The following is an 11,906-nucleotide window of genomic DNA, read 5'->3' on the forward strand; positions in this document are numbered from 1 at the left end:
TGTGTTGTTGATGTTCCTCCTCTATCAATACAAGTGCTGTGCCAACTATTGCCCGCGTTTACTCACCATGATGTAAATGGTTTTGAAAATAATGAACAGATCCATTTTGATCCATTGTAATGGTGAGCTAAGGGCTAAGGCATAAGCGTGATCAAAGCCTATTTTGCTTTTCACGTCTTCTAGGTCACTGTCATAGCCCTGGCTGACTTGGGCTAGGCCTGTGATCCCTGGCTTCAACCCTGCCGTTCGCTCAAGGTAAAATGGCAATGCATTTTGCAAAGTGCCACAAAACTCCGGCCGTTCCGGCCGAGGGCCGATTAACGCCATATCCCCTTTGATGACATTGATAAACTGGGGGAGTTCATCCAGCCGGGTGACACGGAGAAAGTGGCCGATCCGGGTAATGCGAGGGTCATTCTGTTGCGCCCAGGTTGCGCCAGATTTTGACTCTGCGTTATGGGACATGGAGCGAAACTTAATGACATCAAATAGCTCGACTTGCTCCTCGCTGATCCTGCCCACACGCATTTGGCGGTAGAACACAGGCCCTGGGGAGTCCAGTTTGATCAATAGGGCAATCAACGGCCAGAGTGGCAAGGTCAAAACCATACCGGTTGTGGCCAGCAAGATATCACTGATGCGCTTGAGCAGTTGGGTCGACTGGGCCTGGTAGCTTGATATAGGCGGGAGATGGCGCCAGCCTGTGCGAAAGTGACCCATGCAGTAACGAAGCATACCGACCAATGACGCGGTATAACCGCTGACAAAATAGTGCAGCTTATCAGTCAGCTTGTTGTGGATGCCGAACAGGGGCAAGGTGGCTGATAAATATCCGGTGACTTGCAGGGCAGTTAAGAGTTGAGCAAGCCCTGAACCTTGGATAGCCAAGGCCAAAGATAAGATGAAATAGCCGAGCAAGGTGAATGGCATGAGTGTTCGCAGGGCTTTACCTGAGGTAAATAGCCAGCGTGCGCCATCATGGCCATGGCGGAACACGAAGCGACAGCGGAGCAACTGTTGCAGGTTGCCGGCACCGATCCGCTGCCGGCGTTGATAGGTATCTTGCTCGGTGGAAGGAGAGAGCTCGACGCTGTTGATATAGTGGTTGAATTGAACCTGGTAGCCTTGTTTGATCACCAGCATCGTCTGGATGAAGTCATCATTGATGGTATCTTCAGGTAAAGAGGAAAATAGTGGTGCGCGGACGATATAGAAGGCCCCGTTGCCTCCCATAACACTGCCGAGCTTCGATTCGGTTTGGCGAATCGAGTTTTGCCATTGCCAGTATTGCTGTTCACCACTGGAGGCTTCGGCCAATAGGTAGTTACAGGTCAGCGCCCCGACTTGCGGATCGCTAAAGCTATCTGCGGCGTGAGTTAGGGCATCAATCGAAAGTAGCGCCGAGACATCGGACATCGCAATCAAGTCGACCTGGTCTTTCACCAAGCTGAGAAGCTGATTGATGCGCACAACTTTGCCTTTATTGTCCGTCTCAACGATGCACTCCAGCTGAATACCAGACTCGGCATATTTGTCCTGCCATCCAAGGACTAGCTCTGCAGTGTTGTCACTGCAACCATCACAGCAAACCCAAACAGAGAGCTTCTCGGGTGGGTAATCCAGCATCAATAGGTTGGCAAGCTTGGCTTCGATAAAGTCTGCTTCGTTGTGGGCGGGAATGAGAATCGCAATCGAGGGTAAGCCTGTCGGTTCGCAAGAGGGTGACTCGCTGTTTCCGGGTGGTTGCTCAGCAGTTATGGGTGTTTTTCGGCTTAACCAGATCATCAACCCGGTATAGATGACGTGGTGATAGACAATCACTATGGTCATCGCGATTAATACAATCCAACTGATAGTCATGGTGATTTCCCTTATCTGTTAGCTAGCGACTCATATGAGGCCGTCATTTCCCGGACATCGGCTAGGCGGCGAATATATTGGGTGGTTTGATGGCAATCATGGATGGGGGTGCGAAGTCTGTCGTGCAAGGCTTTGGCAAGTACAGTGGGGTGCTCTGCTGGGATCAAGTGACCGCTGTGAGGACAGATCAAGTCGGGGATCCCGCCAACATCGGAGGCAATAACAGGTTTGCCGCAGGCCTGGGCTTCAAGCAGTGCAAGGGGAAGCCCCTCTTGGCGAGATGGCATACAGAACAGGTCAATTGCATGGTAGAAGTTAAGCATATTGTCACATCGCCCCAGCCAATGAACTCGCTCGCTAAGTCCTAGTTGCTGCGACAGGTGTTCTAATTGAATGCGCTCAGGGCCGTGACCGGCGACGACGACATGATAAACCTCTGGCAATGCTGCCAATGCCTCTAGCAAGGTATCAATCCCTTTTTCTCGCACTAAGCGCCCAGCACAACCAATGATTAATTTATCGGTAGGAACCTGAAGGTGATGTCTTGCTTGATTAGCCTGGCCTGGCACATAGTGGTGGGTATCGATCCCATTGATTATCACATGATCAGCAGAGATCCCTTGGGATTCTAGGTGATCGGCAATGCGGGGAGCGTCAGCGACAAGCTGGATGTTGCTTCCAGCCAGCAGGCTACGGGTGAGTAGCCGCTGCTTAGGATCCTCAAGGTGCCAGCTGTCGTGCTCGGTTTGGATGTGGGTGATCCCTTTCAGCCCTAGGCTCGCTGCGCGACTGTACAGTAGTGGTCCTAAATGGTGGGAGTGAATCACCTTGGCTTGCAATGTGCGGATAAGCCGTCGTAATTTGAAAATGGTTTTGATATCGCGACCGTGAGGTTTATTGAGGAAATATAACCGCTCTGCTAGCGGTGCCAACTCGGGCCATTGTTCGATCGCCTGATCTTTATTGCCTTCTAGTGCAACAACATATACTTGATTATCAGGAGAAGCGAATCGCACCAGGTTGAGTACCAACCGTTCAATACCGCCGGGACTCAAGTGCTGGACAACCTGCAAGGTAGTGGTAGTCATGACGTTTCCTCGGAAAAGTGGGGAATGCGAATTAGTACTGGGGCTTTTGCTAAGCGGACAATCTGCCCGCTTTGGTACAGACGAGTGTCTAGCAATTGCACGGCGCAAACCAATGACAACCCTAGCCCCAAACCGACAAAGATGCCCATAGTGAAGTTGATCCACCAAGGCCAATTTAGCGGTTGGCTCGGTATGCTGGGACGAGCAATGATTTTGAGTTTGTCGGGCTCTTCGAAGCGTCCGAGTTGGCCGGTGACTTTGGCCATCTCATAACGCTCGAGCAGTTGGTTGTATATCTTGGCCTTAACGTCATAGTTGCGCTGCAACACGGTCAGCTCTTTTTCCAGCTGGGCAAACTCGGCCCGTTTATCTTGCAAGCGTGTCGCCTGGGACTCCAATAGCTCAAGCTCTCCCTCAAGCGATTGAATTTGGCTTTCAGCCTGTTGTAGCTGTTCGAATTGGCTGATCAGGATTGGCTGATTGGGGTTATCGAGTTGCTGGGTGTTACTGGCAATGCGCTGCCAGAGCTGACCAACCTCCTGAGCATTGAGTGATTGTTGTTGATCAACAAGTCGTGCGCGCTCTTGTTTCAGGCGATCTAGCTGACGAACGACGGCTTTTACCGAGGAGTGGCGGTCGGTGTAACTGGCTCTGAGTATGGCGAGCTCGGCTTCGGCTTTGACTATTTCTGTTTCGAGCATTCCGACAACCGGGTTGGTACTGGCTAGACGGTTATAGAAGTTATCCCGTTTGGCTTGGGCGTTGAGCAGCTCGAGTCTGGTTTCCTGGATCAGGGTATTTATCTGGGCGTCATTTTGGATCCGGCTTCCTTGTAGTTGCGGTAAATTACCGGCATTGTCTGATTTAAACGTTGCCAAGGCACTCTCGGCATTTTCCAAATCGATTAAGGTTGATTCGAGCTGTTGCTGAAGGAAAAGCTCGGAACCGTCTATCGACGCGCGGCCGGGAGCGCGGAGTTTATCGAGGAACAACTCGGAGAGCTTATTTAGGATCCCTGGCATCTCTTTAGGGGTGTGCCAATTCAAGCCCAATTGAACCAAGTCATTACCGATCAAGTTGACGCTGAGGTTGCTGTTGAGTTGGTTGACTACGGCACTTATTTGGCTTGGGTTATGAGCTGGCGCTAGCTCGAGTTCGATAGCAACCTGTTCGAGGACAAACTGACTATGGAGCAACACCCGCAGTGCTTTTATCCGCTTTTGCAGATTCATCGAGATAGATAAATCTTCCAGGAACGGGTTTAGCATTGCAGCCTCCTGCACCAGTATCGTGGTTTGGGCATAATAGCGCTTGGCCTTTACCGCTCCGCCTGCAGTCATGAGTAGCGGCATGATAAGCATCGGCAGTAAGAGCAGGTAGCGATGATTCCACAAAGCCTGCAGTAGCGGGTATAGCTTGGCAAAGAGTTGGGCTCTCATGGGGACTGCCTTTGTAATATCAGGGTATCGGCGGTCTGGTTAGGGGCATATTCCAGATGCAAGGGGATATTTTGGCTATTAGATAGGCTGCTGACGGCTTGAATACGCTTTTGACTTTGCAGCAGTGCATCAAAAGGGTTAGCCAGATCTGCCGGTGCCACTTTGGCGGCAAGCTGGTGATAGGGGTTATCGGCCAGAAAGTCACTGATCTTGCGTTGTTGCTCTGCCGTCAGTGAGACTTGTTCCGGGCTGAAAAATAGTGTCAGGGTTGTTTGCTTTGGCTGTGACGCACAGCCAAAAATTAACAAGCAACTGATGGCAATTATTATCTCTCTCATTTTCCCCTCGGTCTTTTCAATTTGCTACTTCATTTATTGGTAGCAAAAAAAGTGCCCGAAGTTAGGTAAATTGTTATCTAGCGTCTGAAATAATTGACATGGGTAAGGATTAGGCTTTAGCGGGATAAGTTATGTTCAATAACCTCAAGGGCTTGTAGGGCACGGCACTCCCAACTCTCATCAGCAACAGTTTGGTAAGCGCGCTGAGAATAATGCTGTCTTTGTGAAGGTGTCCATTGGCTGTATTGGTCGATCGCATTTAGCCATTCGGTTGTGCTGGTGGCTGTGGTTATGACAGAGCGGTAGGGCGTAGTCGCCGGGAATGCACTGCTGATCGCCGGACAGCCCGCAGCCAAATATTCTCTCAGCTTTAGCGGGTTGCAGGATCGGATCTGTTCATTATCAATAAAGGGCAAGATAGCCATGGTCCAGTGTTGTAGGTAGCGAGCTAGCTGGTGGTGGGGCTTGGCTGGGAGCAGGATGATGTTTTGTTGTTGGCGCAGTCGTTCGGTATCGCAATCTTGGCGGCCGATAAAATAGAAATTGATATGGGGCCGGGCTTTCGCCAGTTTGATAATCAGTGTTTGATCCAGCCAGTTATTCAGACTGCCATAAAAGCCAATGCTAGGACGGGATGGGTCAATATCCTCTGGGTGGGTAGCAGGTTTCGCAAATTGCGATAAATGTACACCGTGTGGTAGCAGAACGGTTTTGTTGGTGGGAAACTTTGCCTTTAGGGCTGGGCTGCAGGCAAAAATGACATCAGCGCGGGCAATAAGACGTTGCTCGGCTTGGGCGGCAAGTTGATGATCCACACCTGCAAGCGCTGTAAAGTCATCCCCGCAATAATAAACCACCAAGTCACTATCACAGATATCAAGGTAATCGACGGCACTTGGCAGTGCGGCCCATACGACACGCTGGTATGTTTTCTTTGATAGTTGCCTTTTCAAGAGGTGGCTGTTGAGTGCTTTAAGAAGTGCGTGTTGCGCCATTGGCCACACTAATGGCCTGATGACAGTGGTGGGCTTCTCTGTGTGCGTGTTTTGCGCCTTGTCAGTTTTGCTGCCCCGCGTCGTCACTTTTTCCCACATCCGTCTTAGGTCTCGGTGGTTCAATGTTGGCTGGCGTAAGCCAATAGAGTTAATCCAGTGAACATCATATTGTTGTCCGATAGCCTGTAATAAATGCTGGCTGCTGGAGGGATGGCGGCCCCAGTCTTCTCCGAAAACGAGAAATTCCATGTTAATACTCCAACTGTTTAATGACTTTCGCAGGATTGCCGCCAGCCAGTACTCCGGCGGGAATATCTTTAGTCACCACGCTACCGGCGGCGATCACGCTACCTTCCCCAATCGTGACTCCGGCCATTACCATCACGCCTGTGCCCAGCCAAGCATTGCGACAAAGATGAATATCCCCGATTTGCTGCTCGGTATCCGGTTTACCTTGGGCACGGGCTATAGGGTCTAACGGGTGGCCGGGAAACCCAGCGAGAAAAACTTTACCCGCAAGCCGGACATTGTCATCAATACGAATAGTTCGCCCGACTGCTAGGGTGTTCTGCCAACCGATATCGACATTGTTACCTACGATAAGCCGAGGGGTAACCTCCCCCCATGCCCGCCCGCAGTATGTTGCTATACCTGATAGCCGACATTCTTCACCTAAATGAATATCTAATGGGCCGAGGATTTGCGGCATGCCACAGTCTAGGTGCAAGTGGCGGGGGCGGTTAGCCAGACGAGAGATAAACATTGGGGTGAAATAGCCTTTTTGCAAAATGCAATGAAGACTTTCCTTTATAGTTAAATGCAAGTGATACAAACCATGATGCAAAAGCGGAATACAAGGTATATAGCTGCCACGTAGTCGTTGAACGACATTTTTCAACATGGCGAAATGGTTGGGTGCCAGATGGGCCTTAACGAGTGCGCGCATAATTTACCTCCTGATTCAGGGTGAGCCTGTCTAAAGCCAGTAGTAACCCGATCAAAATGTACAGGGGCCAAGTGGTGCCTTGGGTAAGGAAGGTGCCACTGACACAAAATGATAAGGTTCCGAGCCATAGCCCTTGTGCCAATGGCTTCATTTCATGATGTTCAAGCCGCTTGAGAAGCTGGTAACTGACACGCAGGGCACCAATAACCATTAGCAGGAATAGTACCAACCCTACGAATCCGGTTTCAGAGAGGATTTGGAGCCAGGTACTGTGCACTGCGTGATTCTTGCCATCCCAGTGTGGTGAATAAAAATAGTAGTTGTAATAGAAGTTGTTGAGGCCGACGCCTGTGAATGGGTTACTGACGGCCATGTTGAACGCGGCTTGCCAGGCATAAATTCGTCCCATCGCTGATTCATCAATCCCCGACTCAGCGGCTCCGCCTGAACTGCGGTCACTGATCCCAGCAAGAAGCATCAAGGCCAATAACCCGATCCCGCTGATGATGGTTGGTAACACAATCGATCTGCTTCTCATCAGGGCCATGGCGAAGACCACGCAGGCGATACCCAATAATCCACCGCGGCTTTGGGTCGCGAGTACACTCATGATCATGATAATCAGTACGACGATGGATAAAGCTCGCTGCCACTTGGGGCCGTGGAAACTGTAAGCCATAGCAAAGGAGACTGGGAATTGAAGTACCAAAGCCAGATCGTTGGGATCGCCGAGCATCGAGCCGATATCCCTACCTATGGTGACCCGAGTTCCCTCGACGAGGCCAATGCCATTGGCTTTGTTGAACAGAGCCAACCCACCGATTAATAGGCCACTGAGCAAGAGAAGGTAAGGGATTATTTTCAGCTGCGGTAGTCGTTGTGGTAGCCAGCTAATAGCGAAAACCATAATAACGATTTTGATAAAGTTGCCATTAAAACTGGCAAAAGCTTCACCACGATTGCTTGCGCAAAGGCAAGAGACCAACACCCAGGCGCTAAACAGCAAGAACAGTGTTTGTAACTTGTGCCAATTGATGGTCTCTCTTTGCAACCACAGTTGCCACCCAAGCCCGGCGAGGCTCGCCAAGGCTAAGAGCTGGGGGATCTTCAGTGGCATTAATAGAGGAAAGGCTTCGTGGATCCTGAAGTAGGAAAAAATAATAAATCCAACACAAATGAGGAATGCCTGGTTTATGACAAAAGGCAGAGCAAAAAGCAGGCTTACCAGTAACACCAAGTTGCCCTGAGACATCCAGAAAAAGAATATCAGTCCGCTGCTGGTGAGGGCGAGGAGCCACTGGTTCAGCCTATTCATAGTGTTTTGCCGCTCTCAGTGAATTATCAAGCTTCTTCTGCCGGCTCAGGGCAAGCTTTGCTTTTCCCCAAGGCCAGACAATCTGACTGATTAACAGCAGAGTGCATATAACTTCGTAGGCTGGGGTCAGCTGATAATGAGCCGTCAGTAATAAAGTTATCAGGCCATAGCTGGTTGCAAGTCGGCCTAGCGGATAGGGCAGGGGCAAATAGTATTGGCTGTAGTAATAGAACAAGCTTAGGCGTAACAGTTGAAGCCCAATACCTGCTCCAATAAATGCGAAAAGGCCATACTCGGGAAGGATGAAGAATAAGATACCCAAGGCGCAGCAAGCACTGAATATGCCGATAAGCACCACGCTTTTGCCGTCTTTCTGATGGTAGCAACCGATGTTGAGCAAGGTGCTGGCATGTTTGAACATCACCATGATACCGAGCATTGGCAGCATATCGGCACTGGCGTGAAAATCATCAGGTAGCCACCAAAGTAAGAATCGTGAACCGATGGTAATGATCCCAGCTGCGACCAAACAACTTAATTGGCAGCCTATTACACTGATTTCCGCGGCTTGCTGGCGATCTTCTGCAGTGTTAATTAAGCCAAAGCGTTTGGGAAACCACCACAGGCCAAAAGGTTCGAGTAACAAGCTTGCCGCAATCGCCCACTGGATGGCGACGGCGTACGGCGCCAATAGGCTCAGCCCTAATGTGTCTGCGATTGCCCAGCGTTCAGCGCCGATAATCACAAAGCTAAGTATGCCCGAGAGGGTAATCGCCCGGCCATATCGTAAAAAAAGTCTAATGTGGCCCAATCTGGGGGATGGGAAGTGTTTGGCTAAGACAATCACTTGCACTATCTGGGCGACGAGTCCGGCAGCCATTATCCCATCAACGCCATAATGAGGGGCTAGCAGCATGACGCCTAAGCCCTGAATAAGGGCGAATACGATTTGCGCCGTGACAAAGAGTTTGGCTTCATTGCGGATCCGCAAGATAGCCAGGGGGACACAGCACAGGGTGTTGAGAAACAGGGTCGTGAGTAAACAATGTAAGGCAAATAAGGGCGGTTCGCCGGGTAGAGCTTGCTGCAACCAAGGTACCGTTAGCTGGGCGACAATCGTTAACCCGCCTGCGATGGTGAGCAGAAGCCCCAGTGCACTGCGGAAAATTGCGTCTTGATCATGCTGTTCATGGGCGAAACGGTAAATGGCATCACTGATCCCAAAAGACATGATCAATGTCAGTAAACTGCCCAAGGCGACAAGTACATCCAGCCGACCAAACTGTTCGGTCCCCAACCATTGGGTCACAAAAGGCTGCAGAAATAATGCTACAAGCTTGCTGCTGATCAAGCCAACAGCGTATACCGCCATGGTCAGGGCTGGAGTCATAATGCGTCCACCTGTGCTGACAGCCTTTTGGCTTGAGAGAGGGCGGTGAAATGCTCCATGACTCGATTGAATGCTTTTTCTCGAAGCTCAGTGAGTTTGGTGACTGGCTCAAGTCGGTGAGCTGCCATCGCTTGTGCCAAGGCCATGTGATCATTCATCGGAACCTGATGGCCATATTGGTTTTCAAGGATTTCATTGCAACCGGCCAGATCGGTTGTGATAACCGGTAGTCCCAGCGCCATGGCTTCCTTGATAACCAGCGGACCGGTGTCTTTGTCGCCGTTGGGGGCGATAGTGAAAGGAGCGACCAAGGCTTTATAGTCATTGGCATGTTGTCGGTACCACGCTGCTTCTTTACGGCCGAGAAAGTGAACTTGGGACGCGACCCCCTGTTGGTGGGCTTGCTGTTGTAACTGAGGTAATAGCGGGCCATCACCGACAATGTCCAAGGAGGAGTCAGGGGGCAATTGGCTTAATGCGGTGATCAGGGTGTCTAGCCCCTTTTTCTCAACCAATCGTCCGATAAATAGAAAGTCTTTTTTGGGGTGCCAATCTGACGTTAGAGGCGGGTATTGGGTTGAATCAATGCCACAGGGTATATGCAAAACTGGACGCTCCGTTGCAGCTTGCAGTTCAATTTGCATTTCTTTGGTAACAGCACAGATGAAATCAGCGGCTTGCAGCTTGCTGGAAATGTCTTGCGGTGTGGCGTAAATGTCTGCACCGTGGCCAACAAAAGATACCGGGATATTGAGTAGTTTGGCCGCGACGATTGCCGTTGCGGTGCTGTGCCAAGCAAAGTGGGCGTGAAGGTGTTCGCAGTTGTCTTTCTTGGCCAGGTGAGCCAGTTGTAACCCTTGGCGTAGTAGTGACAGGTAGGAAAACCCGCGCTGCTGCTTGAGAAAACCATGGCATCTAAAAACATTTCCAAGCGCCGTTATTGGGTATTTGGGAGCAGAGGAAAGATAGCGGCAATGCTGTTTAAGTTCCTCATCCGCCGGTTGGAAATATTGCCCTGGGCTAAAGGCGTATGGCTGAACCGAGTGTCCCAGCGCCTTCATCGCTCTTATTTCTACCCCAACAAATGTTTCGGATAGCGTTGGGAATACGGGGATCACATAACCAATTTTCTTCATTACTCTATCCTCACGGTTACCGATTGAACACACTGTGCAATATGCAGTGCTCTGCTTGTTCACTTTAACTATCCAATATTGATGCCAACACGTATTGGCGTGTGGATTGCATTGGGATAATGACAAAGACAACTAACAGGTGGATGTGATGAACTCAGGAATAGAAGTCAGTGTGGTAATCCCCAATTACAATTGCCTGCCAACTTTACCGAGGGCGATCGAGAGTATCCGGATGCAAGATATACCGGTTGAAATCATTGTGGTTGATGATGGTTCGAGTGACGGTTCGCGGGAGTGGTTGGCACAGCAAGCCGATATCAAGTTACTTATGACTGAACGATCTGGCGCGTCGCAAGCAAGAAACCATGGTATTGAGCATTGCTCGAATGAACTTATAGCCTTTCTTGATGCTGATGATTATTGGTTAGAAAACAAATTATCCCAGCAGTTATCGCTCCATCAGCATAATCCTGAGTTGATATTCAGCTTTACCGATTACATGCATATGACCGAAGAGGGGCAGCCAATTATTGGATGTTTTGACTATTGGCCGCGTTTTCACAAACAGCTCAGTTCCGGGCCTGTATCTGTCTTCCCTGTTTTCACTCCATTACTCTTTGCCGAAAATGTGGTAGGAACCAGTACTGTAATGGTGAACAAGCAGGCCTTGGTTGAGGTAGGGGGATTTGATGCTGAATTGAAATCGGCCTCTGATTGGGACTTATGGCTAAAAATGGCAGAGAAAGGAGCCGTTGGGGTTCTCAGTATTAATTTATGCCATTATATTTCGGATAGAGCGGATGCGATAAGCCGGGATCACAATAAGCGTCTTAAGGCGATGAAGTTAATATTGAACAAGCACCGTTCCACGGTCAGTAAACACCCAACAGCGCTTCTAGCGGGATATTTACGTTGGGTGACGGGAAAAGCTGAGTACAACCGATTGAAAAAAGCCTATCTCATTTCGGCCTGTCAGGAGCTTGCCGTGCTTTGTCTACAGCCCAGTAAGCAAAGAATGAAAGCGGCGGGTCGAGATATATTGAATATTTTGTCGTAAAAATAATCCACTTTTTCTCACTAGTGTATTTTTTATTCGGTTGGTGTTTATTTTTATTTTTATACTTGCCAATAATTATTCTCTCTCTATAATGCCGCATCACCGACACGGAGAGCGGCGCTGAAAAGCCCACTACCGAGCGGTAAGGGAATAGCTAGAAAAAATAAACTTAAAAAGTGTTTGACACAAAAGTTTGTTTGGATAGAATGGCTGCCCTGTTCAACGAGAGTTAACTTCGCTAAGAGGTTGATATAAGTTGGATATTTTGTTCTTTAACAATTTGACCATGCAATCTGTGTGGGCACTCGTGAAATGATAGTCAACAAAAGAATTATCAATGAA

10 protein-coding genes are annotated in these 11,906 nt (G+C 49.6%); 1 reads left to right on the forward strand and 9 read right to left on the reverse strand.

Annotation, left to right across the window (positions count from 1 at the left end; translation table 11 throughout):
• Positions 1-45 precede the first annotated feature (45 nt).
• From ACVA53_RS22405 to ACVA53_RS22445, 9 genes are all read right to left on the reverse strand, one after another.
• A complete protein-coding gene (locus tag ACVA53_RS22405; RefSeq protein ID WP_255044031.1) occupies positions 46-1,860 on the reverse strand; it encodes a sugar transferase in 1,815 nt (604 codons plus the stop codon).
• Between the two features lie 11 nt (positions 1,861-1,871).
• Positions 1,872-2,948: a glycosyltransferase gene (locus tag ACVA53_RS22410; protein WP_255044030.1), complete on the reverse strand. Its 1,077-nt coding sequence runs from the start codon at positions 2,946-2,948 to the stop codon at positions 1,872-1,874.
• The gene (locus ACVA53_RS22415) at positions 2,945-4,387 is read right to left on the reverse strand and encodes a sugar transporter (protein WP_255044029.1); all 1,443 of its coding nucleotides are present in this window, start codon (positions 4,385-4,387) and stop codon (positions 2,945-2,947) included. Before ACVA53_RS22415 ends, ACVA53_RS22410 begins: the two co-directional genes overlap by 4 nt.
• Positions 4,384-4,725 (reverse strand): hypothetical protein, encoded by a 342-nt coding sequence (locus ACVA53_RS22420; RefSeq protein WP_255044028.1) that lies wholly within the window; start codon positions 4,723-4,725, stop codon positions 4,384-4,386. The genes ACVA53_RS22415 and ACVA53_RS22420 overlap by 4 nt, the downstream gene beginning before the upstream one ends.
• A 116-nt stretch (positions 4,726-4,841) precedes the next feature.
• Entirely contained in the window at positions 4,842-5,969 is a 1,128-nt protein-coding gene (locus tag ACVA53_RS22425; protein ID WP_255044027.1) for a glycosyltransferase, read from the reverse strand.
• Position 5,970: 1 nt separating this feature from the next.
• The gene (locus tag ACVA53_RS22430) at positions 5,971-6,666 is read right to left on the reverse strand and encodes an acyltransferase (protein ID WP_255044026.1); all 696 of its coding nucleotides are present in this window, start codon (positions 6,664-6,666) and stop codon (positions 5,971-5,973) included.
• Positions 6,650-7,981, reverse strand: coding sequence for an O-antigen ligase family protein (locus ACVA53_RS22435; protein WP_255044025.1), 1,332 nt, complete (start codon positions 7,979-7,981; stop codon positions 6,650-6,652). The genes ACVA53_RS22430 and ACVA53_RS22435 overlap by 17 nt, the downstream gene beginning before the upstream one ends.
• Complete coding sequence (locus tag ACVA53_RS22440) at positions 7,974-9,371, reverse strand: lipopolysaccharide biosynthesis protein (RefSeq protein WP_255044024.1); 1,398 nt, start codon at positions 9,369-9,371, stop codon at positions 7,974-7,976. The genes ACVA53_RS22435 and ACVA53_RS22440 overlap by 8 nt, the downstream gene beginning before the upstream one ends.
• The gene (locus ACVA53_RS22445; protein ID WP_255044023.1) at positions 9,368-10,507 is read right to left on the reverse strand and encodes a glycosyltransferase; all 1,140 of its coding nucleotides are present in this window, start codon (positions 10,505-10,507) and stop codon (positions 9,368-9,370) included. Before ACVA53_RS22445 ends, ACVA53_RS22440 begins: the two co-directional genes overlap by 4 nt.
• A 148-nt stretch (positions 10,508-10,655) precedes the next feature.
• Between ACVA53_RS22445 and ACVA53_RS22450 the strand changes: the two genes are divergently transcribed.
• Positions 10,656-11,564 (forward strand): glycosyltransferase family 2 protein, encoded by a 909-nt coding sequence (locus tag ACVA53_RS22450; protein ID WP_255044022.1) that lies wholly within the window; start codon positions 10,656-10,658, stop codon positions 11,562-11,564.
• Positions 11,565-11,906: the final 342 nt, after the last annotated feature.

The sequence above is a fragment of the Photobacterium sp. DNB23_23_1 genome, assembly GCF_052873815.1.

Excerpts from the sequence above, each read along its gene's own strand:
- ACVA53_RS22440 (WP_255044024.1), bottom strand. The coding sequence starts at position 9,371 with ATGACTCCAGCCCTGACCATGGCGGTATACGCTGTTGGCTTGATCAGC.
- ACVA53_RS22435 (WP_255044025.1), bottom strand. The coding sequence starts at position 7,981 with ATGAATAGGCTGAACCAGTGGCTCCTCGCCCTCACCAGCAGCGGACTG.
- ACVA53_RS22425 (WP_255044027.1), bottom strand. The coding sequence starts at position 5,969 with ATGGAATTTCTCGTTTTCGGAGAAGACTGGGGCCGCCATCCCTCCAGC.
- ACVA53_RS22415 (WP_255044029.1), bottom strand. The coding sequence starts at position 4,387 with ATGAGAGCCCAACTCTTTGCCAAGCTATACCCGCTACTGCAGGCTTTG.
- ACVA53_RS22410 (WP_255044030.1), bottom strand. The coding sequence starts at position 2,948 with ATGACTACCACTACCTTGCAGGTTGTCCAGCACTTGAGTCCCGGCGGT.
- ACVA53_RS22420 (WP_255044028.1), bottom strand. The coding sequence starts at position 4,725 with ATGAGAGAGATAATAATTGCCATCAGTTGCTTGTTAATTTTTGGCTGT.
- ACVA53_RS22405 (WP_255044031.1), bottom strand. The coding sequence starts at position 1,860 with ATGACTATCAGTTGGATTGTATTAATCGCGATGACCATAGTGATTGTC.
- ACVA53_RS22430 (WP_255044026.1), bottom strand. The coding sequence starts at position 6,666 with ATGCGCGCACTCGTTAAGGCCCATCTGGCACCCAACCATTTCGCCATG.
- ACVA53_RS22450 (WP_255044022.1), top strand. The coding sequence starts at position 10,656 with ATGAACTCAGGAATAGAAGTCAGTGTGGTAATCCCCAATTACAATTGC.
- ACVA53_RS22445 (WP_255044023.1), bottom strand. The coding sequence starts at position 10,507 with ATGAAGAAAATTGGTTATGTGATCCCCGTATTCCCAACGCTATCCGAA.